Origin of the sequence: Flavobacterium frigoris PS1 (assembly GCF_000252125.1) — a bacterium.
In the GTDB taxonomy this organism is placed as follows: domain Bacteria; phylum Bacteroidota; class Bacteroidia; order Flavobacteriales; family Flavobacteriaceae; genus Flavobacterium; species Flavobacterium frigoris_A.
On the sequence record NZ_AHKF01000010.1, the window covers coordinates 241,207 to 268,078 of the forward strand.

Here is a 26,872-nt window from a genome sequence, read left to right on the forward strand (position 1 = left end):
AAAAGGACTATCATGATTTTACGTTAGTTCCTATTTGCATGACCTTGGCTTCAAATTCGTCGCGAGGCCCCACTGCTTTATTTTTTAGTTGGGATCTGTAATTATAAATAGTCGAAACAGAATATCGAAGAAAAACGGATATTTTAGCGCTATCCTTAATGCCCAAACGGATTAGTGCAAAGATTCTTAATTCGGTATTTAGTAATTCACCTTCTTTTAATTGAATGGTATCTTCATCGACTAATAAGGCAGCAAATTCTTCGATAAAGTTGGGAAATAGTTGTAAAAAAGTTTGGTCAAAGTTAGTGTAGAATTCTTTTAGTTCGTTTTCAATAAACTGTTTTGACTTAACCGCAGTTACCAAATCGTTCATTTTTCCCGTAGTCACCATAACGTTTAGTTTGCGGCGGTATCCCTCAAGTTTGCCTATGTAATCCGAACATTGATCCATATAACGCCCTATGTATATTTCTTTTAATAGGTTGGCTTCAGTCAGCGTAAAATTGGTTTCATTTAACTTCTCGTTAAAAACAGAAAGTTCTTTGTTCAATTCAGAAAGTTTAATATTTGCTAAATCGATATCCTGTTTCGCTTTATTCAATTTCTTCATTTGTTTGAAAAGCATAAATAATATCACCAATAAAATAAGAGAGAGCAGACTGGCGCTTACAAGAAAAAGCACTAATTGAAAACGGTTTGTTTCGTTTTGTTTCTGATAGGCTTCATTGATGATGGGCATCATCTTCGAGATTTCGTAGGTTCTTAAACGGGCGTTGCAAAAAAGGGCATCTTCAAGAGAGCGTTTCATATACTTATACGCTCGGTCTATATCGCCATCTTCGTACATTATAAAGGCTAGTGATCGCAGCGAAATATATTCTTTTTTGGTCAACTGCAAATCGGATATTGCAGAGATAGTCAACCATTTTTTTTCCTGTTGATGGTCTTTTTTGCCATTATAGGATTGCGAAATCAGATAGGCTACAACCGCTTGCTCTGGATTATCTTTGGCTATATTAGGGTAATAATCCAATAATAAATGAAGTGTTTTGTCATACTTTTGGTTTTCAAGGAGTTCACTTGCTTGGTCAATAAATTTTAAGTTGGATTGGGATGGATACGATTGCATTGTAGAATCCCGATACTGCTTAGTCAATAAATCATATTTCTTTTGCTCCTGTAGTGATGCTGCATAATCAGACATGGAATCATAAGTAGTTGTATTGACGCGGTAAAAATAGTTGTATAGATTAGTTGAAGACTTGATGTCAATTTTATGGAGAACATCAGTGGCTTCTTTATACATTCCTAATGTTCCCATTATGGAAGCCAGATTTAATTTAGCCGAATTAATTTTTGTGATATCTTTTAAAACAGTGGCTATTCGAAGATTCTTTCTAGCATACGCTAAAGCGGAATCAGACTGGTAGAGTTTGTACTCTTCATATAATTTTTGACCAATTTCATATTGCTCAAGATTGCTAGAAGTTAGTTTTAGCAGTTCTTTCAGCTCGTTTATTTTATCCTCTTTTTTATTGGAATACAGTTGGTGATTGTCCACTGTTTTGTCTAGTTCATCTAATAAGGAGCCAAAATCATTTTGCCCAAAAAGAAGAACGGGAAATAGTGTTACAAGAATTAATATCAAAAATCGATTCATTCAAATGGGATTAAATTGTGGTAAAAATAATTAAAATAAACCATTGCATTGGGAGTATTTATTTTTTTACCACATAGACACATAGATAGTGTTGTTTTTGAGAAGGCAGTTCACTTTTTTAAAGAAAATATAGCTTTTGAAAATTAAAAATGATGGCAATTCCTATTTATGAAAACCTTTCAAAAAAAAGATCTCTTTACAACTTTGCTATTTTAAAAGTAAAACTTCTATCTAATTCTTTTTACAGACAATTAATTCTATGTCTCTCTATGTGGTAAAGGATAATCAGTAGTCTAAAAGTGTCAACTTTCACGGCTATTGTTTTTTATGGAGGGATAAATTCCATAAGTCGCTGACAAATGATTAAATTTGTAACTTATTCAAAGTTATGTTAGAAAAAGAAACAATAAATTTCGAAAAAACAGCCATTGTCGGCATAGTAACTCAAAACCAAAGCGAAGAGAAATTAAAAGAATATCTTGACGAATTGGAGTTTTTGACTTACACAGCAGGTGGAGAAGTGGTGAAGCGTTTTTCACAAAAAATGGAACGTCCTAATCCCAAAACTTTCGTTGGAACAGGGAAAATTGAAGAGATTCATCATTTCGTAAAAGAAAATGATATTTCTACCTTGGTTTTTGATGATGAGTTATCGCCTTCCCAACAAAAAAATATCTCTAAAATAATAACAGAATGTAAAATTCTGGATAGAACGCACCTTATCCTTGATATTTTTGCGCAACGTGCCGAAACTTCTTATGCAAGAACGCAGGTAGAACTGGCACAGTGTCAATATTTATTACCTAGACTTTCTGGAATGTGGACACACCTTGAGCGTCAAAAAGGGGGAATTGGAATGCGTGGACCTGGGGAAACCGAGATTGAAACGGACAGACGTATTGTTCGCGATAGAATCGCCTTATTAAAAGAAAAAATTAAAGCCATTGACAAGCAAATGGGAACGCAACGCGGTAATCGTGGCGCTATGGTTCGCGTAGCTTTGGTTGGTTATACTAATGTTGGGAAGTCAACATTGATGAATGCTGTAGGGAAAAGTGACGTGTTTGTCGAAAACAAACTTTTTGCAACTTTGGATACCACCGTTCGAAAAGTAGTGATCAAAAACCTGCCTTTCTTACTTTCTGACACCGTAGGTTTTATCAGGAAACTGCCAACACAATTGGTTGATTCTTTCAAAAGTACGCTTGATGAGGTTCGTGAAGCCGATCTGTTATTGCACGTGGTTGATATTTCGCATCCTGAATTTGAAGATCATATCGCATCCGTAAACCAGACTTTATTGGACATCAAGGCCAATGACAAACCGGTGATTATGGTTTTCAATAAAATTGACGCTTATAAGCCGTTGACTATTGACGACGATGATTTAATGACGGAAAAAACACCACGACATTTTACGCTTGAAGAGTGGAAATCCACTTGGATGAGTAGAGTAGGAGAACAAAACGCTTTGTTTATTTCGGCAACAAACAAAGAGAATTTCGAGGAATTCAGAGAGCGTGTATATGAAGCGGTAAGACACATTCACATTACCCGTTTTCCTTACAATAAGTTTTTATATCCTGACTATAAGGACGCTGTGGAGAAAGAAGACAAAGAAGACAAAGAAGAGGAAGAAACCGAATAGTTTTCCCAAATATAGAATTATATTAATCCCTGTTGAGTTTTCAGCAGGGATTTTTTTTGAGTATGCCCCAGCCTCCAATGCGTTCCGGTTGCATAGCCGTTTTTTAATCGGATTTGCATTTGGTTAACAATACGTCTATCGAGGGGAAAGCGTTTGTGTCATATAAGGGAATATAGTAAAAGGCTATTTGTAATTAATTTTCTAGAAGTTCAATACTATTTTCAAAAATTAATCCTGCTTTGTACATTCCTTTTAAAACGGGATGTATTTCTTGGCCCATTTTTGTTAAGCTATATTCTACTCTAAGCGGAACTTCAGGAAATACAGTCCTATTAATTAAACTATCTTGTTCTAGTTCTTTAAGTTGTTTTGTCATCATACGCTCACTAATATCAGGTATTAGTCTTACCAGTTCGCTATATCTTTTATTCCCTTGAAAAAGATGCAAAATAATGGTGCCTTTTCTTTTTCCTTTTATAGAGTTTATAAATGTATCAATAGGACAATAACTTTTTTTCATCTTTTTTGGTTTGAAAACGCAGTAAACATACAAAACAGTACAAAATGTTCGTAGCAGAATATTTTGTAAGCTATTGTTTATCAGTATATTTTAGTCGAATTTTGATGTAAAAGTAATCAAATCATATAAAAAAGCAACGATGAATAGTCTATCAACATACAAAGCCTTTAGAGTAGAAGAAAAAGACGGGGAATTTATTTCGACAATAAGAGAAATATTATTTGATTCTTTGGCCACAGGCGAATTGTTGATTAAAGTGCAGTATAGTTCATTAAACTACAAAGATGCTTTATCAGCTAGCGGAAATAAAGGGGTAACGAGAAACTATCCGCATACACCAGGTATTGATGCAGTAGGAACTATTGTTTCATCTAAATCAAGTAAATTCAAAGTAGAGGAGGCCGTTATTGTAACCAGTTACGATTTAGGAATGAATACAAATGGAGGTTTTGGTCAATTTATCAAAGTACCCGAAGACTGGGCTGTTAAATTACCGGAAAACCTATCTATGAAAGAGGCCATGATCATTGGAACAGCCGGATTGACAGCTGGTATGTCAGTATTGAGACTGACTGAAACGGTTAAGCCTGAAGATGGAGTAATTGTTGTTTCAGGTGCTACAGGTGGCGTGGGATCTTTAAGTGTCGCTATTTTAAATAAACTTGGATATGAAGTGTCTGCAATAACAGGGAAAGAAACCGAAATTGAGTTTTTAAAGAAACTTGGAGCGGACAACATTATTCTGCGTAAAGACTTTGAAGAAATAGATAAAAAGCCACTTTTAAAGCCAACTTTTGCTGGTGCTATAGACACTGTAGGAGGAGTGATTTTGGATAACATTATTAAATCCATAAGTCCAATGGGAGTTGTTACTTGCTGTGGTAATGTAGCTTCACCAAAACTTGATTTAACGGTATTTCCTTTCATATTAAGAGGAATTAGCCTAATAGGTATAGACTCTCAAAATTACCCAATGAAATACAGAGAGGTAGTCTGGAGTAAATTAGCAAATGAATGGAAAACGGACAGCTTAGCTGAAACATGTACTGAAATAAGCTTAAGTGAATTAGACGAAAAAATAGATTTAATGCTTAAGGGAAAATTGAAAGGAAGAACTGTGGTGAAAATGGAGATTTAAAAACAGAAGGTAGTGGTTTAGAAAAAAGCACTTGCTGCGAGCGTTCTTTTGGAAGTATGATATATTGACTGAATAAAAACGAAAATAAAAGCCCTTTTGATAAATTTCAAAAGGGCTTTTTAGGATGCTTGTTTTTGTTGGTCTCTAGAAACCGTAATTAACGCCAATTCCAAAAACTTCACTTACCTGAACGGCTTGTATAGAGTTGTCATCGTATATTGTTCGTAAAGCCACATTTGCCGAAAGGTATTTGTTGATTTTCATTACCAAATTCATTTGGTAATCGATATCTACATTTTGTGGATTGTCTAAATAATTGGAATATAAATTCAAACGATTTTCAACAGTTACATTAGCCATCACGCTAAACTTATAATTAGCCGAAATACTGGCTCCAAATTCAAAACGAGAATTATCACCTTGCAAAACACCAAATGACGGTCCAAACTCAGTAAAATGTTCGTGAACAAGAATTAGTTTTGCGGTAGCGGGAGAAAAGTTGACACTTAGATTATCGCTTTTTTTCCATAACATACCAGGTCCAAATTGAGTATAGGCTGGTGAGAAAAAATGCGAGATTTTCAGGTCATCTTTATCATAACCCGTATCCATTTGGGTTTTAAAATTAAAAAATAACGAGTAGTACCAATCGCCTTTGGCTTTTTTACCCCAAAGCGAATTTAATTCTAGTCGGTCATCCGTTTTGGCTATTTGATTGTCCCCTTTTATTTTGGTCAATCCGTAAGCTGCGATAAGTTTGTTATCCCAAACAACAGCACCTTTTTTATAATTGAAATCATAATTAAGGTTGAAATTTCCGGCAATGTTTGAGGTTCCCCCACCAAGCCATTGCTTGTTATAAGCAGATTGGTTAAAAAGTAAGGATATGTTTCCTTTCTTAGTCCAAAGTTTTGTGGTGTCTTTTGAAATTTCCTGTGCATTTACGGTTACTAAAGCCAAAAGAAATACGAAAGAAAGTAGTGTTTTTTTCATGTTCTTGTATTTTTAAGGAATCTATTTTTTCGCCTTGTACAAGGGAACTGCAGAGCAAGCTTCGCCATACATAATACTTCTGGCAAAGGGTTGCAAATTACTTGCTGCTAAAACATAAGCACGCATAGGAACTGGTTTTCTAGAACAACCTTTTATAATAATCGCTTTATTGGCATAGACAGAATAGTCAATTTTGGCTAATAGCTCTTCGTAGAGAGAGGCATCTAGATCTTCGATGTTTCCGTCAACCACTTTCTTCGCAAATGGAGCTACTTGAATGGTTACCAAAATGCTTGCCCAGGCTGGAACTATCGCATCTGTACTGCAATTGATTGCCACAAATTGATCTTGGTATTGCGTCCAGTTATGATTTTTAAGGTGTTCTCTAAAATCCTTTTCTTTCAATAAAAATCCTTCTAATAGCCATTGCGAAATATCTATCTGCGTGCGCACACCCTTTGGATAGTAATCTTCAAGATCAAATACCTCCAGAGCGCTACTAGCTACTTTATTTATAATTTCTTCCATGATAAAGTCTTAAAGTCTTAAAGTCTAATGTCGAAAGTTCTCGTTTTAGTCTTCAAGATTCAGTTATGATTTACTCAAAATTTAATTAACCACTACTAATTGTTCAAAAGTCATAAAGTAATGCATTCAACTTTATGACTTTTGACATTATGACTTATTAAAGCATTCCCAATTCTAGCTTCGCTTCCTCGCTCATTAGGTCTTTGCTCCATGGTGGATCAAAAGTGATTTCTACTTCTGCATCTTTTACATGTTCAATTGATTTTACTTTTTCTTCAACTTCTCTAGGTAAACTTTCGGCTACCGGACAGTTAGGAGAGGTTAAAGTCATCAGTATTTTTACCTCGTAATCTGTGTTGACCATGACGTCATATATCAATCCTAATTCGTAAATATCAACAGGAATTTCAGGATCGTAAATCGTTTTTAATTTTTTTACAATTGCTTCCCCTAAATCATTAGTGTCTATTTCTTGTGTCATTTTTATTTTTGTTTAATTCTGTTATTGTATTTTTCAACATAGGAGTCATTTAAGTTTTGAATTGACTTATATGTTGAAATTAATTCTTCGCATTGAATGCCAAAGCATACATTTTAATATTTTTTATCATCGATACCAAACCGTTTGCACGTGTTGGTGATAAATGTTCTTTGAGTCCTATTTCGTCAATAAAATTCATGTCAGCTTCAAGAATATCAGTAGCACTTTGATTAGAAAAAGTCCGGATTAAAATGGCGATAATACCTTTGGTTAATATCGCATCGCTATCCGCGGTAAAGACTATTTTGTCTTCGTTTTGTTCGCCCTGCAACCAGACTTTTGATTGACAACCTTTGATCAGATTGTCTTCTGTTTTGTATTCTTCTTCTATCAAAGGTAGTTTCTTTCCTAATTCGATGATGTATTCATAACGTTCCATCCAGTCATCAAACATGGAGAATTCGTCTACGATTTCTTCTTGTATATCTTTAATTTTCATTGTTTTGTTTTGCAAATGAAGTTATTATGTTTACGAATTTCTTAATTTCTTTTGGTGGAAAACCATTGTCAAAACTGCTGCTTTCGTAGTTTTTGTCTTTATATGTGATTTTCAAATTGGCAATTGCGGCACCGTCATAAAATCGTTTTTCTGTAGGCGCTTTTAATTTTGCTAAACTATCCAATTCTACGGACTGGAAACAATTTACCAATTCTTTCCAGTCGGCATCTGAAATTTTTGTGGGAATCGTTTTCTCTTTTCCACTGCGGTCTGAAGAAATCGCAACCATTTGTTTCTCTATGGTGATCTTTTGGTAAAACCCCCTTGTGTTTGCCACATATTCAATTACAGCCGTGTCGATTTCCTGTTTTTGGTGATCGGAACAACCTTTTCCCAGAAAAAGGGTCAGTAACAATAAGGATAGTATTTTCATATGTTGAGTATTAGGATAACATTGTTTTTGCTCTCTTAATGGCTTCTACCATAACGTCAATTTCCTCTTTGGTATTGTAAAAGGAGAATGAGGCTCTGATGGTTCCCGGAATTTTAAAATAATTCATTATCGGTTGTGCACAGTGGTGCCCGGTTCGCACCGCTATTCCTAATTTGTCAATAATAGTGCCAATATCGTAAGGGTGAATTCCTTCAATATTAAACGAAATTACAGAAGTTTTTGTTGCGGCCGTACCATATATTTTCAAACCTTCAATTTCTAGTAGTCGTTTTGTTCCGTATTCCAACAATTCTAATTCTTGTTCTTGAATATTTTCAAAACCAACAGAATTCATATAGTCAACGGCTGTTCCTAGAACGATGCCGCCTGCAATATTAGGAGTTCCGGCTTCAAATTTATGGGGCAATTCAGCATAAGTAGTTTTTTCAAAAGTCACATCTTTGATCATTTCACCACCGCCTTGATAAGGAGGTAATTTATTTAACCAAGCTTCTTTTCCGTATAAAATGCCAACTCCTGTTGGGCCGCAGATTTTGTGTCCTGAGAAAACGTAAAAATCACAATCCAAAGCCTGAACATCTGGTATAAGGTGTGGAACAGCTTGCGCACCATCAATCAAAACTGCAGCGCCAAACTCATGGGCTTTGTCAATCATGTATTTAATAGGGTTGACTGTTCCAAGTGCATTTGATATATGGTTTACGGTTACGACCTTAGTTTTATCCGACAATAATTTGTCATATTCTGCCATAATCAACTCACCATTGTCATTCATAGGAATCACTTTTAGCGTAGCTCCTGTTTTTTCACACAACATTTGCCAAGGCACGATATTGCTGTGGTGCTCCATTGCAGAAACTAAAACTTCATCGCCGGGTTTTAAAATAGAAGCAAAGCCATTTGCGACTAAATTAATTCCGAAAGTGGTTCCTGAAGTAAAAAGTACTTCATGGGCAAACTCAGCGTTAATATGCTGCTGAATTTTTCCGCGAGACGATTCGTAGGCATCGGTAGCTAATTGACTCAAAGTGTGTACGCCACGATGGATATTAGCATTAATTTCTTGGTAATATTTTGAAATCGCATCAATCACCACTTGTGGCTTTTGGGAAGTGGCTCCGTTATCGAAATAAACCAATGGTTTTCCGTTTACTTTCTGAGAAAGAATCGGAAAATCGGCTCTAATTTTATTTATGTCTAACATTTTATCTGTTTGTTTTTATGGTTTTTTTATTGGTCAGATACAATGCCAGTAATTAACATTTTTTAGATAAACCAATATGATATTTTTGCTTTATTATTTAGAATTTTTCTAAATACAAAAGTAAGAAAAACTAAATTGTTTTAGGCATTATTTCCCCAATTAACTTATGTTAAATTCGGATTTTTTATGAAATAATAGCAATGTAATTATAAGATAAAATTAATTATATTGCATTGTTTTACAAATAACTACTATGAAATAAGCATAGTGAAAACTCAACATTGAAACCGAGGAATAGATGCGAATTCATATTCCGATAAAAACAAATTTTAACTACGTATGAAAAAAACATTTAAACTTCTGGGATTAGTTGTATTTATCTTTATTTTTTATTTAGGATACACCAGCTATCCAAAACTTGATCTGATTTCTGGATTTTCTGCTAAAAGTGTCGCTTCTGGACATTTTATTGATAATCGTCCACAAGAAATGATTGAGAACGGAGATAATGATATTGATATGATAGATTTAGCGACAAATCATATTGTAGAAAGTGAAAAATATGCAACGGCTTCAGTATATGGGTTGCAGGAAAGAAAAGCCATTTATCGGGAGGGTTTAGGAGTAACCTTAGTTGATAGCGATTTTGACGAGACAAAACCATATGAGGTGCCTAACAGGACTTTTATAAAAAATAAGTCGCCTTTTCCATATGGGAATAATGAACCCAAAGACACGGTATTTAGTGACGTTGATTATGATAAGTTAAATTTGGCTGTAGCCAATGCTTTTGATGTCGAGGATAAAAAGGATAAAAGAACACGCTCATTATTAGTGATCTATAAAGATAAAATCATTGCCGAAAAATACGATACGGGTTTCAATAAAGAGAGTAAAATTTTAGGTTGGTCAATGACCAAAAGTATTACAAGTGCTATTTTTGGCGTTTTGCAAAAACAGAGGAAATATGATATTTACCAAGCAGCACCAGTTCAGGAGTGGCAAAATGACAGCCGAAAGTTAATTACAACAAATGATTTGCTTCATATGAACTCCGGTCTGGAATGGGAAGAAAACTACAGCACAATTTGTGATGCGACGAAAATGCTTTTTATGTCTCAAGACATGTCACGTGCGCAATTAGAAAAACCAGCGGCATTCAAGCCTAATTCGAATTGGAATTATTCGTCAGGAACGACCAATTTATTGTCTGGGATTTTGCGCCAACAGTTCAAAACGCATCAGGAGTATTTAGATTTTTGGTATTCTGCCCTGATTGATAAAATAGGGATGAATTCTATGGTTATAGAAACGGATATGGTAGGTAATTATGTTGGTTCTTCTTATGGATGGGCAACAACCAGGGATTGGGCAAAATTTGGCTTGTTGTATTTGCACAAAGGTAATTGGAATGGAGATCAGATTCTAGAGGAAAGCTGGGTAAAATACACTGCAAAACCTACCAATACATCTGATGGGAAATATGGGGCGCAGTTTTGGTTGAATGCTGGAGGAAAATTTCCTGATGTCCCAAGAGAAATGTATTACTGTAGCGGTTTTCAAGGACAGATGGTGGCTATTATCCCGTCACATGACTTGGTGATTGTTCGGATGGGGCTGAAGGAAGATCCTGAATTTGATTTTAATGGAATGTTGAAAGGAATAATTGGAAGTTTTAAGAAATAAGTTTTAACCGCAAAAGCACTTAGAAAAGAAGTTATAATAATGCAAAGCTTTGTTTCTTTTAGCCCCGATAGCAATAAAAATCCTTTTCTTGTTTTTCTTTAAAACAATAAAAGATTGAAATGGGAAGCGGGAATAGCTTCTAGAAAAACATAAAAATAAAAAGGGCGCAAAGTTTAGTAAAACTCTGCGCCCCTTGTGTATTCCTTGGCGTCCCGATAGCTATCGGGATTGCCTTTTATAATTACAAATCAAAACCAATTTTCACGCCTAATTTGTTAGCGATGATTTTAGTAATTCTTTGTTTTAATTCAGGTATTTTGATATTTTCTATAACTGCATTCGAGAATGCATACATCAATAACGCTTTTGCTTCTTTTTTAGGGATTCCACGTGCTTGCATATAGAACATTGCCGTTTCGTCTAATTGTCCGATGGTACAACCATGAGAACATTTTACGTCATCAGCAAAAATTTCCAATTGCGGTTTAGCATTTATTGTAGCTTTGTCGCTCAATAAAATGTTGTTACTTTTTTGAAATGCATTCGTTTTTTGCGCTTCTCTTTCTACATATACTTTTCCGTTGAAAACGCCTGTTGAGCGATCAGAATAGATTCCTTTATAATCTTGGAAGCTTTCGCAGTTTGGAGTAGAATGTTTCACTAATGTATAATGATCTACATGTTGCTTTTCACCAATAATAGTGATTCCGTTTAATGTACTTGTCAATCTTTCGCCAAAGTGATAGAAATTCAAATTATTTCTAGTTATGTTTCCTCCAAAAGAGAAGGTATGAACCGAAACATGACTTTCCTGTTTTTGGGAAACATAGGTGTTATCTATAAGATTAGCAGTCAGATTGTCATTTTGAATTTTGTAGAAATCTACAATCGCACGTTTTTGTGCAAAAATCTCTGTAACCGAATTGGTTAAAACAGGATTGTCATTCAAGCTCTGGTGACGCTCAATAATTTGGACATGAGAATTCTCACCTACAATCACCAAGTTTCTTGGCTGTGTCATCAAGGCAGCTTCGCTTCCAGTAGAGAAATACATGATTTCAATAGGTTTGTCAGCCACTTTACTTTTTGGGATGTTGATATAAGCTCCTTCAATGGCGAAAGCCGTATTCAACGAAGTTAAACTATCGTCTTTATTGGCAATCTGGTTGAAGTAAGTGTCAATAACCATTTTGTACTTTGGTTTCGTCAATGCCGATGCCATTAAGCAAACATCAATTCCTTCATGAGTTGTTGATGATAAATGAGAACTGAATACACCGTCAATAAACACTACTTTGTAGGTGTCTACTTCGTGTAAAAAGTATTTCTGTACATCAGAATATTGAATGTTGCTTTCTGTTTTTGGAAAAACGGTAAAGTCATTTTTTAAGATGGCGTTTAGCGATGTGTATTTCCAAGCTTCGTCTTTTTTGGTTGGGAAACCTTTATTTTCAAAGTTTTTTATGGCTGAAGTTCTCACATCATGAAGTTCAGAATGAACATCGATGCGCTCTTCAAAAGCCATAAAAGACGATACTAATTTTTCTTTTAAATCCATTTTTATAGTTTTTGTTTAAAGTTTAAGGTTTAAAAGTTTAAAGTTATTTTGAGGTAACTTTAAACTTTAGACTTTAAACAAATTTTATGCTTCTTGTTCTTGTTTGATCCAGTCGTATCCTCTTTCTTCAAGCTCTAAAGCTAAAGAAGCGTCTCCAGATTTTACTATTTTGCCGTTAAGTAAAACATGAACGAAATCAGGAACGATATAATCTAATAAACGTTGGTAGTGCGTAATTACTACAATTGCGTTTTTGTCGCTTTTTAATTTATTAACTCCGTTAGCTACGATACGTAATGCATCAATATCTAATCCAGAATCAGTTTCATCAAGAATAGCCAATTTTGGTTCCAACATCGCCATTTGGAAAATTTCATTACGTTTTTTCTCTCCACCAGAAAAACCTTCGTTTAATGAACGAGAAAGAAACTTTCTGTCGATTTCCAATAATTCTGATTTCTCACGAATCACTTTTAGCATTTCGTTAGCAGGCATTTCTTCCTTACCGTTTGCTTTACGAGTTTCGTTAATAGCTGTTCTAATAAAATTAGTTACAGAAACTCCTGGAATCTCCACTGGATATTGAAACGACAAGAAAACACCTTTATGAGCTCTCTCTTCTGGAGCCAAATCAGAAAGGTCTTCTCCTTCTAAAGAGATTTCTCCTTCAGTCACTTCGTAAGTTTCGTTTCCTGCAATGATCGAAGCAAGTGTGCTTTTTCCGGCACCGTTAGGTCCCATTATGGCGTGAATTTCTCCTGCTTTTACTTCAAGGTTGATTCCTTTTAATATTTCTTTATCCCCAATTGAGGCATGTAAATTTTTTATTGATAACATAAATATCTTGTTTTTATAATGTCTTAAAAAGTTTATCCTACCGAACCTTCTAAGGAAATTTCTAATAATTTTTGTGCTTCTACTGCGAATTCCATTGGCAACTTGTTTAAAACTTCTTTACTGAAACCGTTAACGATTAAAGCAATGGCTTTTTCAGTTGGAATTCCACGTTGGTTACAATAGAAAACTTGGTCTTCACCAATTTTGCTTGTAGTAGCCTCATGTTCCACTTTAGCTGTTGGATTTTTACTTTCGATATATGGGAAAGTATGCGCGCCACAATTGTTTCCCATTAATAAGGAATCGCATTGCGAAAAATTGCGGGCATTTTCAGCAGTTGGTCCAATTTTAACCAAACCACGGTAGCTGTTTTGTGATTTTCCAGCAGAAATACCTTTAGAAATAATGGTCGACTTGGAGTTTTTACCAATGTGGATCATTTTCGTTCCTGTATCTGCTTGTTGGAAATTATTAGTTACAGCAATAGAATAAAATTCCCCTACTGAATTATCTCCTTTTAAAATAACAGATGGATATTTCCAAGTTACTGCGGAACCAGTTTCTACTTGTGTCCAAGAAATTTTAGCATTTTTCTCGCAGATTCCTCTTTTGGTTACAAAATTGAAAACTCCACCTTTACCTTCTTTATTTCCAGGGTACCAGTTTTGAACAGTTGAGTATTTGATTTCAGCATCGTCTAGTGCGATTAGTTCAACTACAGCTGCGTGCAATTGGTTTTCGTCACGACTTGGCGCCGTACAGCCTTCTAGATAGGATACGTAACTACCTTCGTCTGCAATTAGTAATGTTCTTTCGAACTGTCCTGTTCCTGCTTGATTTATTCTAAAGTAAGTTGAAAGCTCCATTGGGCAACGAACGCCTTTTGGAATATAGCAAAATGATCCGTCAGAGAAAACAGCTGAATTTAATGCAGCGTAAAAATTGTCTTTTTGTGGAACTACTGTTCCTAAATGTTTACGAACTAATTCTGGATGCTCTTTAATAGCTTCAGAAATACTCATAAAGATAATTCCTTTTTCTCCTAATGTTTTCTTGAATGTTGTCGCTACTGAAACGGAGTCAACTACAATATCCATAGCCACATTATTCATCATCTTTTGCTCATCAACAGAGATGCCTAACTTTTTGTACATTTCTAAAAGTTCAGGATCTACGTCATCTAATGTCTTATTAGGGTCTACTGCTTTTGGAGCTGAGTAATAAGAAATAGCCTGAAAGTCTGGTTTTTCATAATGCACATTAGCCCATTCTGGCTCGGTCATTTCTTGCCAAGCACGAAATGCCTCAATACGCCAGTCGGTCATCCATTGTGGCTCTTCTTTTCTATGGGAAATGGCACGAACAATATCTTCGTTTAGTCCAATAGGAAAGGTGTCCGATTCTAACTCGGTATAAAATCCGTACTCGTATTCTTTAGTTTCGAGTTCGATTTTTAAATCGTCTTCTGTATATTTACTCATGTTTTTTGTCTTAAAGGTTTAAAGTCATTGTAAGTCTTTCGACTTTATGATTTTTGACTACAAAGAGAAACTCTCTCCACAACCACAGGTTCTACTTGCATTTGGATTGTTAAAAACAAATCCTTTGCCATTGATCCCTCCTGAAAATTCTAGGATGGTTCCGGCTAAATAGAGAAAAGATTTTTTCTCTACTGCAATTGTTATATCGTTGTCTATGAAAATTTTATCGTCTTCACCCTTAGTTTTATCGAACTTTAAATCATAAGACAAGCCCGAACATCCACCGCTTTTTACGCCAACTCTAACATAGTCGACTGCAGCATCAAAGCCATCTTCTTTCATCAAGTCGATGATTTTCTTTTTGGCAGTATCAGAAACTTTTATCATTGTTATATTGATTTTGTCTAAATTAACCACAAAGGTACTATATAAAAATCTCTTTCCATAACTGATAACATTTTTATAACAAATGATAAAATAGAAAAAGTCTATATGATTTGTTTTAAAGCAAATCAATTTTCATAAATTGCAATCTATTATGGAGGAAGTAAAAGCTTCAAAGCGTTTCCTTTTCCCTATATAAGGTTAAGATGATCTAAATCGAATCCTTTATTCCTTAATTTTTTAATCTTTCAAATCAAAAAAATGAAACTATATCCTATTGAAACTGGTAATTTTAAACTTGATGGTGGCGCAATGTTTGGCGTGGTGCCAAAAACAATTTGGAACAGAACCAATCCGGCAGATGATAATAATTTAATTGATATTGCGGCAAGATGCTTGCTAATAGAAGATGGCGACCGATTGATTTTGGTAGATACTGGAATGGGGAACAAGCAATCGGAAAAGTTTTTTGGTTATTATTCACTTTGGGGAACCCATTCTATGGATAAGTCTTTGGCTAAATACGGTTTTCATCGTGATGATGTTACTGATGTTTTTATGACGCATTTGCATTTCGACCATTGCGGTGGAAGTGTACAATGGAATGCAGACAAAACGGGATATGAACCTGCTTTTAAAAATGCTAAATTTTGGAGTAATGAAAATCATTGGGAATGGGCTACAAAACCTAACCCAAGAGAGAAAGCGTCGTTCCTGTCAGAAAATATTTTGCCTATGCAGGAAAGCGGGCAATTGAACTTTGTAAAAAGACCAGAAGGGGATTTCTTGGAAACTTCAGAACTTGGTTTTGGCATCTTTTTTGCAGATGGGCATACCGAAAAGCAGATGATTCCACATATTAAGTATAAAGATAAGACAATCGTTTTTTGTGCGGATTTATTGGCTACTGCCGGACATATACCAATTCCTTATGTAATGGGATATGATACACGACCATTATTGACCATGCCTGAAAAAACAAAATTCCTTACTTCAGCAGCGGATAATGATTACTATTTATTCTTGGAACATGATGCCCACAATGAGATTGTTACAGTGCAGCACACCGAGAAAGGTGTTCGATTGAAAGATGTTTTTACTGCTGAAGAAATCTTAACGTAGTGTTAAGGCTGCTTTTTTTTGTAACAAAATAAATTATTTTCGACAAATATTTAAAACATAAATTAAATTTCCATGAATATCATTAAACCCATTTGCCTTTCTACTTTTGCTGTTTTGGTTTTAGCAGGATGTGGTGCTCAAAAGCAAGTTTCAACTACTGCTTCACTAGCTCAAATTAGCGCTCCTTTAAACATAAAAAAAGTTGCCCCTTTAAAAGAAAATGAATTAAAACGTTGGAGTCATTTAGACATCGTAAATGACACAATTCCCGGAATGAGTGTTGACAGGGCTTACGCTGAATTATTAAAAAATAAGATTGGAGTAAGAGTTATTGTCGGAATTGTAGATTCTGGTGTTGATATTGAACATGAGGATTTAAAGGATGTTGTTTGGACTAATGCTAAAGAAATTCCTGGAAACGGAATTGATGATGATAAAAATGGTTATGTAGATGATATTCACGGTTGGAATTTTCTTGGAGACATCACTAAAGAGAATTTGGAGTATGAAAGAATCATCAAAAATAAAGACCTAGTTGATGAAGTTACGTATCAAGCTGCAAAAGCAGTAAATGATAAAAAAATTGCTGATGCTACAACTGGAAAGGCTCGCACAGAGCAAATGATTGCGGATTTAAACGAAAGTGATGCCGCTTTAGCAAAATATTTTGGGAAACCGGTTTACACAATTGACGAAGTAAAAGCCATCGTTTCAGAGGAACCAGCAATGCAAAAAAGTAAAGCTTCAATGCAAAGAATGCTTTCTTTTAACTTGCCAATTGCAGATTTGAAACTGGCTATTCAAAAGCAATTAGATGGTATGGATGCGATTTTAAAAGGAGACAATCTAACAACTGATTATAGAAAGGTTGTGGGAGATAATCCAAATGATATCACTGATACAAAGTACGGGAATAACAATGTGATGGGGCCAGACAAGAATGAAATTCTTCATGGAACTCACGTTGCCGGTATCGTTGCTCAAGTGAGAAATAACAATATAGGAGGTGACGGAGTTGCTAACAATGTTCAAATATTGACAGTTCGTGCAGTGCCAGACGGTGATGAGTACGATAAAGATATTGCGCTAGGAATTCGTTATGCAGTTGACAATGGTGCAAAAGTGATCAACGGAAGTTTTGGAAAAAGCTTTTCTCCTCACAAACAATGGGTTTATGACGCTATTAAATATGCTGAAAAGAAAGATGTATTAATTGTTCATGCTGCAGGAAATAGCGCTGAAGATATTGATAGTTATGATAATTTCCCGAATGATTCTGATGACAAAAAAACTGAATTCGCAGACAATATGATTACTATTGGAGCTTTGAATTTTGAATATGGCGATAAAGTAGTGGCTCGTTTCTCAAATATTGGGAAAGTGAATGTTGATGTTTTTGCTCCTGGAGTAAAGATTTATGCTACAACACCAAATGATACTTACAAGTATTTACAAGGAACTTCAATGGCTTCACCAAATGTTGCAGGTGTTGCTGCTTTAATCCGTTCTTATTATCCAAAATTATCTGCATCTCAGGTAAAGCACATCTTGATGGATTCAGGAGTAGCGATTTCTACTGATGTAGTTGTTGGAGGAAATCCAAAAGACATTCGTTCTTTTACTACGCTATCTCAATCAGGAAAAATAGTGAATGCTTACAATGCTTTACTGATGGCTGAAAAAATTTCAAAATAATATTTATCAAATATTTAAAAATGGAAGGGCAATATGTCCTTCCATTTTTTATTTTAAGCAATTTGAAAACCTTCATTTATTTTTTTACTTTCGTCAAACCTTAACAGAGAGTTAATTTATTAATAGTCTGTTGTAAAAAGACATAATTTAGGCCCGCATTTAATTTTAAAAACATATAAATGAACACGATTAAACCTATCTATTATTCTGCCTTCGCTTTATTTACATTAGTAGGGTGTAGCGCTCAAAAACAAGTAACTAAGACTAGTGCGCCTATAACGGTAAGTTCGCCTTTGATTATTAAAAAAGTAGCGCCCATTACTGATGCCGATTTAAAACGTTGGAGTCATTTAGATTTAGTTAACGATACAATCCCTGGAATGAGTGTTGATAAAGCCTATTCGGAATTGTTGAAAAACAGAAAAGGAGTAAAAGTTATCGTAGGAGTTGTAGATTCAGGAGTTGATATTGAGCACGAAGATTTAAAATCTGTGATTTGGACGAATGCAAAAGAAATTGCAGGTAACGGAATTGATGATGATAAGAATGGGTTTATTGATGATATTCACGGTTGGAATTTTCTTGGTAATTCAGGATTCGAAAACTTGGAGATGACCCGTATTCTGAAAAAATCAGATGATGGATCAGTGACCTATAAAAATGCTAAAGCAGACTATGAAAAAAAGTACAATGAGGCATTGGAAGGAAAACAACAAGTAGATTTTCTTTTAAATACTAATAAAACGATTCAAACGTATTTAAAGAAAGACGATTATACGCTCGAGGAATTGAATGCAATCGTGACTACTAATGAAGATTTGAGTAAAAGTAAAATGATTATGACTAGCGTTATTGGGCAGTCAGGTCCTACATTCAACGCTGATATCGAAGAATATAGAAAATATGTTTATGACGAATTAAATTATAATTTAAATAAGGATTTTAATGGTAGGGAATCAGTTGGGGATAATCCGGATGATATAGATGACAACAAATACGGTAACAATATAGTTTACGGGCCCGATAAGGAAGAGGCACTGCACGGAACTCATGTTGCGGGAATTATTGCCCAAGTTAGAGGTAACAGTATTGGTGGTGATGGAATTGCAAATAATGTTGAAATTATGGCAATAAGAGCCGTTCCTAATGGTGACGAATACGACAAAGATATTGCTTTGGCGATTCGTTATGCTGTTGATAATGGCGCGAAAGTAATTAATGGAAGTTTTGGAAAAAGCTATTCTCCACATAAACAATGGGTTTTTGATGCCATTAAATATGCTGAAGCAAAAGATGTCTTGTTTGTACATGCAGCTGGAAACGACGGAAACAATATTGATTTAGAAAAAAACATTAATTTCCCAAATGATTCTGAAGACAACAAAAAAGAGTTTACTAGTAATGTTCTTACTGTTGGGGCGATAAATAATGTTTACGGACCAACTGTTGTGGCGCCATTTTCTAATTATGGTACTATTAATGTAGATGTATATGCGCCAGGAATGGAGATTTATGCTTCAGTTCCAAACAACAAATATAAATACGAACAGGGAACGTCTATGGCTTCGCCAAATGCAGCCGGAGTTGCAGCGTTAGTGCGCTCGTATTACCCTAAATTATCTGCTAAGCAGGTTAAACAAATTCTAATGGATTCTGGAACACCACTTCCAGCTTCAGTAGAATTAGGCGAAAAAAATGATAAAAAATCAGCAGCTGATACGTCAAAATCAGGAAAAATGATTAATGCGTATAATGCACTTATCCTTGCGGATGCATTGTCTAAAAACAGTTAAAAATAAATTTACTAATCCAAGGATATTTGTCCTTCCATTTTTCAATTAAATACCATGAAAAAACTTATTTTACTTTCAATTATCACGCTCAGTTTTGGGTCTGTTTATGCACAAAGTGCCACCTACTGGCAACAACATGTTGATTACAAAATGGATGTTACCATGGACGTAAAAAACTATCAATATAAAGGAAAGCAGGAATTGGTTTATACCAATAATTCTTCTGACACATTAAGAAAAGTATATTATCATTTGTTCAATAACGCGTTCCAGCCAGGAAGTGAGATGGATGCAAGACTCCATAGCATCAAAGATCCTGACGGAAGAATGGTGAACAAAATAAAAGTCGACGGAAAAGAGGTCAAAGTAAGCCGAATCGAGAGCTTGAAACCTAACGAAATTGGCTACTTAAAAATTACTAATTTCAAGCAAGATGGAATTGACGCTGTTGCAAAGACTGTAGGGACAATACTTATTGTTGATTTAGTAAAACCAATTTTACCTAACTCTAAAACTACTTTTACCCTAGATTTTGACGGTCAAGTGCCAGTTCAAATTCGCCGTTCTGGTAGAAACAATTCTGAAGGAGTTGAATTGTCTATGGCACAATGGTACCCAAAAATGGCCGAATTTGATTTCGAAGGTTGGCATGCTGATCCTTATATCGCTAGAGAATTTCACGGTGTTTGGGGAAATTTTGACGTAAATATTACCATTGATAAAGACTATACATTAGGAGGTTCAGGGTATTTGCAAAATCAAAACGAAATAGGACATGGCTACCAAGACGAAGGTGTTAACGTCAACTACCCAAAGAAACTGAAAACATTGACTTGGCATTTTGTTGCGCCAATGGTGCACGATTTCACTTGGGCTGCTGATAAAAATTACATTCATGATGTGGTAAAAGGACCTAATGATGTTGCGATTCACTTTTTATACAAAAACTATCCAAAGACAGTAGAGAACTGGAAAAAACTACAACCAATGATGGTGAATGTGATGGATTTTTACAATAAAAACATTGGAGACTATCCTTACAAACAATACTCTTTCATACAAGGTGGTGATGGAGGAATGGAGTATGCGATGTGTACTTTAATGTTAGGAAATGGAACTCTTGAAGGAATTTACGGTACGGCAACACATGAGTTAGGACACTCATGGTTCCAACATATTTTAGCGTCAAATGAGTCTAAGCACCCTTGGATGGATGAAGGATTTACGACTTATGCTGAAGATTTAGCAATAAACGAACTATCTGGGGAAAAAGTAGAAAACCCTTTCAAAGGGAATTATAATGCTTACTATAAGTTAGTAGAATCTGGGAAAGAACAAGCACAAACGACACATGGTGATCGTTATGATGAAAACAGACCGTACAGTATTTCATCTTATGTAAAAGGAAGCATCTTCTTATCTCAATTAGGTTATGTAATAGGACAAGACAATCTTGCTAAAACAGTAAAAAGATATTTTCATGATTTCAAGTTTAAGCATCCTACGCCAAATGATATTAAAAGATCTGCAGAGCGTGTTTCAGGAGCTAACTTAGACTGGTATTTAGTTGATTGGGCAGAAACTGCTAATACAATTGATTATGGAATCAAAGAAGTGAAAGAAAACGGAGAGTCAACTACAGTTAGCCTAGAGAGAATTGGAAGAATGCCAATGCCTATTGACTTAACAGTAGAATATGCTGATGGGACGACAGAGAGTTTCTATGTTCCTTTGCGCATGATGAGTTTTCAAAAAGAAAACCCGAATCCATCTGTAAAAAGAACGGTTTTAAGCGACTGGACCTGGGCAGCATCAAACTATGATTTTATTATTGCTAAAGCAAAAAGCAGTATTAAGAAAATCACTATTGACTCAAGCGGATTAATGGCTGATGTGAAACAAGCGAATAACGTTTATGAAGTGAAGTAATATTTTTATAAAGCAAAAAAAAGTCTAGTTGTGAAACTAGACTTTTTTTTGCTTTATATTTATTCTGATTTACTTAGATTTTCTAACATGTCTTTAGTCATGGTTTCTAAATCATATTTATGATTCCAGCCCCAATCTTCTCTCGCTTGGTGATCATCGATACTTGCTGGCCAACTGTCAGCAATTTTTTGGCGGAAGTCTGGTTCGTATGTAATCGTGAATTCTGGAATGTGTTTCTTAATTTCTGCAGCAATTTCGGTGGGTGTAAAACTCATTGCAGCTAGGTTGTACGAAGAATGAATTTTGATTTCTTCTAGTGGTGCTTGCATAATATTTATGGTCGCCGCAATTGCGTCATCCATATACATCATTGGCATTTTAGTTTCTGATGAAAGGAAACATTCGTAAGTTTTATCAGAAAGTGCTTTATGAAAAATATCAACTGCATAATCTGTAGTTCCACCACCAGGAGGAGAAGAATAGCTGATTAAACCAGGATAACGAATGCTGCGCACATCAACGCCAAAAATATTATGGTAGTATTCGCACCATCTTTCACCAGATTGTTTACTGATTCCATAAACCGTAGAAGGCTCCATAATGGTATATTGTGGAGTATTTTCTTTAGGTGTTGTAGGTCCAAATACAGCAATACTAGAAGGCCAGAATAATTTTTTTATTTTTCCAGCTTTCGCCAAATTCAAAACGTGAAATAGTGAATTCATGTTGAGATCCCAAGCAAAAGCAGGGTTTTTTTCGGCTGTTGCCGATAGTAATGCTGCCATAAGATAGATTTCGTCAATCTTATGCACTTCTACAAGATGCTCAATCTGATTAAAATCTAGGGCGTTAATAACTTCAAATGGACCTGAGTTAACAACGTCATTGTTCAGTTTGCGAATGTCAGAAGCGATAACATTATCAGTTCCGTATATTTTTCTCAATGAATGGGTTAGCTCGGTTCCAATTTGACCACAAGCGCCAATAATCAATATTTTTGTACTCATTTTGATAGGTTTTGAATCGCAAAGGTAACGTTTTCGTAAATAATTTTGCGCTAGTGAATCAAGATTACAAATACCATACAAAAAGGCGTAAAACTGTAATTTTATTTCTGTTTTTTTGGCATATTTAATGCTGAAAATGCAGAGTTTAGCCTGTACTTGTAATTCGTGTTTTGGAAACTATAATTATAAATTTACTTTGTAACTTTGTGCTTCAATGCAATTACAATGAAATACAAATTATCCTATTTTCTTTTTCTGATTATTTTGCTTTCCTCGTGTAAAAATGATGATCAAAAACGGATTGCCGAAAATGAAAAAGATGCCCAAAAAAAGGAAGTCATTTTCACAAACATAGACAAAGGCTGGGTCTTTTATGACACTCCTATTAACAACACTTCAGAGGCCAGCATGGCCACTTGGAATGAATTGCGATTTTTTTTGGCTGAACTAGCTATAAAGCCTAAAAAAACTATTGGTGCTTTTCAACAAAAATCAACAGCTATTTCTAAAAAAGCAATGGCGTTGAATGAGAATATACCATCTCAGTTTAACAATCCTCAGATTAAAAGCAGAATTGCGACTTTGATTACCAAGGTGCGATTGTTGGATTTATATATTCATATCGACAACATTCCAGATAAAAAGGTGGTTCGTATGATTACAGAGATTAATAATGAATTGTCCTCCTTGCAGAGACAAATGGATAAGATTTCAGAAAAAAGTAAAATTCCTGTTGAAGCGGGCGAGTCTGAATTAATGAAGATGATGGATGCCTCAAGAGCAATCCCTAATACACCTACTACAGTTATTGATTCAAATACCCCTCAAATTGAGTAAGACAGCCTTATATAATACATACGATAATTCCCCAAAAGTTAAGCAGATTGTAGAGCAGTTGGGCGGATTAAACCCAATAAAAATACAACTCGACGGTTTGTTGGGCTCTTCTGTTTCATTCATTATTCGCGCCTTATTTAAAAAAGCGGAGCGTCCTTTCTTAGTAGTTTTAAACAACAAGGAAGAGGCAGCTTATTATTTAAATGATTTGGAGCAAATGATTGGTGAGCAAGATGTGCTGTTTTATCCGGGTTCCTATCGGCGTCCGTACCAAATTGAAGATACCGATAATGCGAATGTTTTGCTTCGTGCCGAAGTGCTCAACAGAATAAATTCGCGAAAAAAACCAGCGGTTATCGTTAGTTATCCGGAGGCGCTATTTGAAAAAGTAGTGACACGTAAGGATTTGGAAAAAAACACTTTAAAAGTATCTGTTGGAGACAAAATTTCTATTGATTTTATTAATGAAGTTTTATTCGAATATGAATTTAAAAGAGTTGATTTTATAACTGAACCAGGTGAGTTTTCTGTTCGTGGAGGTATCGTCGATGTTTTTTCTTTTTCAAATGATAACCCATATCGTATCGAGTTTTTTGGAAACGAAGTGGACAGTATTCGGAGTTTTGACGTAGGTACACAATTGTCTATTGCGATCCAAAAGAAGATTACCATAATCCCAAATGTAGAAAACAAGGTTTTTCAGGAGAACAGAGAAAGTTTCTTGGATTATATCTCGGAGAAAACGGTAATTTTTATTCAAAACACAGAGGATTTATTTTCGCAATTAGACAAGCAATTTACCAGAGCAGAAGAGGCTTTCGAAAAACTGTCTAAAGACATAAAACATGCTACTCCTGAGCAATTGTTTCTAAATCAATCTGCTTTTATCAAAGGAGCATTGGACTTCTCGATCGTAGAATTGAGTTCTCGACCAATATTTAAAATAGCTAAAAAATTCGAATTCTATATTCAACCGCAGCCGTCGTTCAATAAGCAGTTTGACCTTCTGTTGAATAATCTGAGCGAGAATCATTTCAACGGATATAAAAATTATTTGTTTTGTTCGAATGAAAATCAGGCCAAACGTTTTCATGATATTTTTGAAACCCTTGACGAAGCTAATTCGGAGAATATTCGAAAACAGTACAACACTATTGTTTTTCCTTTGTATCAAGGTTTTATCGATGAGGAGAATCAAATTACTTGTTATACTGACCACCAGATTTTTGAGCGCTATCATAAATTTAGCATCAAGAATGGTTATTCGAAAAAGCAAAATATAACTTTAAAAGAGCTCACCACTTTATCTGTTGGGGATTATGTAACACACATCGATCACGGAATAGGGCGTTTTGGAGGACTACAAAAAATACAAGTAGAGAATAGAACACAAGAAGCGATCAAGTTAGTATATGCGGACAATGATATTGTTTACGTAAGTATTCATTCGCTGCACAAGATTTCGAAATACGCAGGCAAAGACGGAGCGCCTCCCAAAATTTATAAATTAGGCTCGAATGCCTGGAAAGTTTTAAAGCAAAAAACCAAGGCAAGAGTTAAGCATGTTGCGTTTAACTTGATCCAGTTGTATGCTAAAAGAAGATTGGACAAAGGATTCCAGTTTGCGCCCGATAGTTATTTACAGAACGAATTGGAAAGTTCGTTTATATATGAAGATACGCCAGACCAAACCAAATCGACTCAGGAAGTAAAGGCAGATATGGAAAGTGACCGTCCTATGGATCGCTTGGTGTGTGGTGATGTGGGTTTTGGTAAAACGGAGGTGGCTATTCGTGCGGCTTTTAAAGCCGTTGATAACAGCAAGCAGGTTGCCATTCTGGTGCCAACAACCATATTAGCATACCAACATTACCGTACTTTCACGGAAAGATTGAAGGATATGCCAGTTTCTATTGGCTATTTAAACCGATTCAGATCGGCGAAACAAAAATCAGAAACGCTGAAATTATTAGCGGAAGGAAAACTCGATATTGTTATCGGGACACACCAGTTGGTTAATAAAAATGTAGTTTTTAAAGATTTAGGTTTGTTAATTGTCGATGAGGAACAAAAGTTTGGGGTCAACGTAAAAGACAAATTAAAAACAATAGCAGCCAATGTCGATACACTGACTTTAACTGCAACGCCAATTCCGAGAACCTTGCAGTTTTCGTTAATGGCAGCAAGAGATTTATCCGTAATTACGACGCCACCGCCCAATCGATATCCTATCGAAACGAATGTAGTCGGTTTCAGCGAGGAACTGATTCGGGATGCGATTTCCTATGAGATTCAGCGTAACGGTCAGGTTTTCTTTATCAATAACCGCATTGAGAATATTAAGGAAGTTGCTGGAATGATTCAGAGACTGGTGCCAAATGCCAGAGTTGGAATTGGTCACGGACAGATGGAAGGAAAAAAACTCGAAGAGTTAATGCTTGCTTTCATGAACGGCGAATTTGATGTTTTGGTAGCAACTACCATTATCGAAAGTGGATTGGACGTTCCTAACGCCAATACGATTTTCATTAATAATGCCAATAATTTTGGTTTGTCTGATTTGCATCAAATGCGAGGACGTGTGGGGCGAAGCAATAAAAAAGCATTTTGTTATTTTATTTGTCCACCGTATTCGGCCATGACAGATGATGCTAGGAAGCGAATTCAAGCTTTGGAACAGTTCAGTGAACTGGGAAGCGGATTTAATATTGCCATGAAAGATTTAGAGATTCGTGGTGCTGGAGATTTATTGGGAGGAGAACAAAGCGGCTTTATCAATGAAATTGGTTTTGATACGTACCAAAAAATACTGAACGAAGCTATCGATGAATTGAAAGAAAATGAATTTAAAGATTTGTATCCAGTCGAGAATGATTTAGAAACCAAAGAATACGTAAAAGACCTTCAGATCGATACTGATTTTGAGTTGTTGTTTTCTGACGAATATATCAATAATGTTAGCGAGCGATTGAGTTTATACAACGAATTAGGCGCTGTGAAAAATGAAGATGAACTACAACTTTTCCAGAAAAAATTAATTGATAGATTTGGTCCAATGCCACCACGCGCAATTGCCTTAATGAACAGTATCCGAATTAAATGGGTTGCCAGTCGTGTAGGAATCGAAAAATTAGTCATGAAGCAAGGAAAAATGGTAGGCTATTTTGTATCCGATCAACAATCGGATTATTATCAGTCCAATCGTTTTACGGATGTCATGCGTTTTGTCCAAAAACACAGTTCCATTTGCAAAATAAAAGAAAAAGAAACTAAGAATGGCTTGCGCTTGTTGTTGACTTTTGAAAATGTAAAATCAACTAGAAGAGCTTTGGAATTAATGGAAATGTTAGGTGGAGTAGACAAATAATCTTTCTGTTTAGAAAAACTACCGGAAACGAAAAGCTTCCAGCCTGTTAAA

22 protein-coding genes are annotated in these 26,872 nt (G+C 35.3%); 9 read left to right on the plus strand and 13 right to left on the minus strand.

Annotated elements, in window-relative coordinates; genetic code table 11:
* Nucleotides 1–10: 10 nt before the first annotated feature.
* Nucleotides 11–1,660: a DUF6377 domain-containing protein gene (locus HJ01_RS03470; RefSeq protein ID WP_007136908.1), complete on the minus strand. Its 1,650-nt coding sequence runs from the start codon at nt 1,658–1,660 to the stop codon at nt 11–13.
* A 388-nt stretch (nt 1,661–2,048) separates the two neighbouring features.
* Here HJ01_RS03470 and hflX point away from each other — a divergent pair, with 388 nt between their 5' ends.
* Nucleotides 2,049–3,308, plus strand: a complete 1,260-nt coding sequence (hflX, locus tag HJ01_RS03475; RefSeq protein ID WP_007136910.1) for a GTPase HflX — start codon at nt 2,049–2,051, stop codon at nt 3,306–3,308.
* 193 nt (nt 3,309–3,501) lie between these two features.
* On the opposite strand, the gene HJ01_RS03480 is transcribed toward hflX, so the two are convergent.
* Nucleotides 3,502–3,828 (minus strand): winged helix-turn-helix transcriptional regulator, encoded by a 327-nt coding sequence (locus tag HJ01_RS03480; protein WP_007136911.1) that lies wholly within the window; start codon nt 3,826–3,828, stop codon nt 3,502–3,504.
* A 139-nt stretch (nt 3,829–3,967) separates the two neighbouring features.
* On the opposite strand from HJ01_RS03480, the gene HJ01_RS03485 reads away from it, so the two are divergent.
* Entirely contained in the window at nt 3,968–4,966 is a 999-nt protein-coding gene (locus HJ01_RS03485; protein ID WP_007136912.1) for a YhdH/YhfP family quinone oxidoreductase, read from the plus strand.
* Nucleotides 4,967–5,110: 144 nt separating this feature from the next.
* Here HJ01_RS03485 and HJ01_RS03490 read toward each other — a convergent pair whose 3' ends face one another.
* The 6 genes from HJ01_RS03490 to HJ01_RS03515 all read right to left on the minus strand — a co-directional run bounded on the left by HJ01_RS03490 (nt 5,111) and on the right by HJ01_RS03515 (nt 9,125).
* Nucleotides 5,111–5,959, minus strand: coding sequence for a DUF3078 domain-containing protein (locus HJ01_RS03490; RefSeq protein WP_007136913.1), 849 nt, complete (start codon nt 5,957–5,959; stop codon nt 5,111–5,113).
* A gap of 21 nt (nt 5,960–5,980) precedes the next feature.
* Nucleotides 5,981–6,487 carry a DUF2480 family protein gene (locus HJ01_RS03495; protein WP_007136914.1) on the minus strand — a complete coding sequence of 169 codons (507 nt, stop codon included), beginning with the start codon at nt 6,485–6,487 and terminating at the stop codon, nt 5,981–5,983.
* A gap of 157 nt (nt 6,488–6,644) precedes the next feature.
* Complete coding sequence (locus HJ01_RS03500; protein ID WP_007136915.1) at nt 6,645–6,968, minus strand: SUF system Fe-S cluster assembly protein; 324 nt, start codon at nt 6,966–6,968, stop codon at nt 6,645–6,647.
* Nucleotides 6,969–7,047: 79 nt separating this feature from the next.
* Nucleotides 7,048–7,467: a SufE family protein gene (locus HJ01_RS03505; protein WP_007136916.1), complete on the minus strand. Its 420-nt coding sequence runs from the start codon at nt 7,465–7,467 to the stop codon at nt 7,048–7,050.
* On the minus strand, nt 7,457–7,900 hold the full coding sequence (locus HJ01_RS03510) for a hypothetical protein (protein ID WP_007136917.1): 444 nt from the start codon (nt 7,898–7,900) through the stop codon (nt 7,457–7,459). Before HJ01_RS03510 ends, HJ01_RS03505 begins: the two co-directional genes overlap by 11 nt.
* 10 nt (nt 7,901–7,910) lie before the next feature.
* On the minus strand, nt 7,911–9,125 hold the full coding sequence (locus tag HJ01_RS03515; protein WP_007136918.1) for an aminotransferase class V-fold PLP-dependent enzyme: 1,215 nt from the start codon (nt 9,123–9,125) through the stop codon (nt 7,911–7,913).
* Nucleotides 9,126–9,464: 339 nt separating this feature from the next.
* Between HJ01_RS03515 and HJ01_RS03520 the strand changes: the two genes are divergently transcribed.
* The gene (locus HJ01_RS03520) at nt 9,465–10,811 is read left to right on the plus strand and encodes a serine hydrolase domain-containing protein (protein WP_007136919.1); all 1,347 of its coding nucleotides are present in this window, start codon (nt 9,465–9,467) and stop codon (nt 10,809–10,811) included.
* 241 nt (nt 10,812–11,052) lie between these two features.
* Here HJ01_RS03520 and sufD read toward each other — a convergent pair whose 3' ends face one another.
* The 4 genes from sufD to HJ01_RS17450 all read right to left on the minus strand — a co-directional run bounded on the left by sufD (nt 11,053) and on the right by HJ01_RS17450 (nt 15,074).
* Nucleotides 11,053–12,369 (minus strand): Fe-S cluster assembly protein SufD, encoded by a 1,317-nt coding sequence (gene sufD / locus HJ01_RS03525; RefSeq protein ID WP_007136920.1) that lies wholly within the window; start codon nt 12,367–12,369, stop codon nt 11,053–11,055.
* An 84-nt stretch (nt 12,370–12,453) separates the two neighbouring features.
* Nucleotides 12,454–13,206 carry a Fe-S cluster assembly ATPase SufC gene (gene sufC, locus HJ01_RS03530; RefSeq protein ID WP_007136921.1) on the minus strand — a complete coding sequence of 251 codons (753 nt, stop codon included), beginning with the start codon at nt 13,204–13,206 and terminating at the stop codon, nt 12,454–12,456.
* Nucleotides 13,207–13,238: 32 nt separating this feature from the next.
* Nucleotides 13,239–14,687 (minus strand): Fe-S cluster assembly protein SufB, encoded by a 1,449-nt coding sequence (gene sufB / locus HJ01_RS03535; protein WP_007136922.1) that lies wholly within the window; start codon nt 14,685–14,687, stop codon nt 13,239–13,241.
* 57 nt (nt 14,688–14,744) lie between these two features.
* The gene (locus HJ01_RS17450) at nt 14,745–15,074 is read right to left on the minus strand and encodes a HesB/IscA family protein (protein WP_007136923.1); all 330 of its coding nucleotides are present in this window, start codon (nt 15,072–15,074) and stop codon (nt 14,745–14,747) included.
* A 258-nt stretch (nt 15,075–15,332) separates the two neighbouring features.
* Here HJ01_RS17450 and HJ01_RS03545 point away from each other — a divergent pair, with 258 nt between their 5' ends.
* The 4 genes from HJ01_RS03545 (at nt 15,333) to HJ01_RS03560 (ending at nt 21,610) form a co-directional block, all read left to right on the plus strand.
* Nucleotides 15,333–16,193, plus strand: a complete 861-nt coding sequence (locus HJ01_RS03545; RefSeq protein WP_007136924.1) for an MBL fold metallo-hydrolase — start codon at nt 15,333–15,335, stop codon at nt 16,191–16,193.
* A 72-nt stretch (nt 16,194–16,265) separates the two neighbouring features.
* A complete protein-coding gene (locus HJ01_RS03550) occupies nt 16,266–17,888 on the plus strand; it encodes a S8 family peptidase (protein ID WP_007136925.1) in 1,623 nt (540 codons plus the stop codon).
* Between the two features lie 179 nt (nt 17,889–18,067).
* The gene (locus HJ01_RS03555; RefSeq protein ID WP_007136926.1) at nt 18,068–19,681 is read left to right on the plus strand and encodes a S8 family peptidase; all 1,614 of its coding nucleotides are present in this window, start codon (nt 18,068–18,070) and stop codon (nt 19,679–19,681) included.
* 54 nt (nt 19,682–19,735) lie between these two features.
* A complete protein-coding gene (locus HJ01_RS03560) occupies nt 19,736–21,610 on the plus strand; it encodes a M1 family metallopeptidase (RefSeq protein ID WP_007136927.1) in 1,875 nt (624 codons plus the stop codon).
* Nucleotides 21,611–21,669: 59 nt separating this feature from the next.
* Here HJ01_RS03560 and HJ01_RS03565 read toward each other — a convergent pair whose 3' ends face one another.
* Complete coding sequence (locus tag HJ01_RS03565) at nt 21,670–22,617, minus strand: L-threonine 3-dehydrogenase (RefSeq protein WP_007136928.1); 948 nt, start codon at nt 22,615–22,617, stop codon at nt 21,670–21,672.
* Nucleotides 22,618–22,842: 225 nt separating this feature from the next.
* Between HJ01_RS03565 and HJ01_RS03570 the strand changes: the two genes are divergently transcribed.
* Nucleotides 22,843–23,454 (plus strand): hypothetical protein, encoded by a 612-nt coding sequence (locus HJ01_RS03570; RefSeq protein WP_007136929.1) that lies wholly within the window; start codon nt 22,843–22,845, stop codon nt 23,452–23,454.
* Nucleotides 23,447–26,821 carry a transcription-repair coupling factor gene (mfd, locus tag HJ01_RS03575; protein WP_040473652.1) on the plus strand — a complete coding sequence of 1,125 codons (3,375 nt, stop codon included), beginning with the start codon at nt 23,447–23,449 and terminating at the stop codon, nt 26,819–26,821. The genes HJ01_RS03570 and mfd overlap by 8 nt, the downstream gene beginning before the upstream one ends.
* The last annotated feature ends 51 nt before the right edge of the window (nt 26,822–26,872 follow it).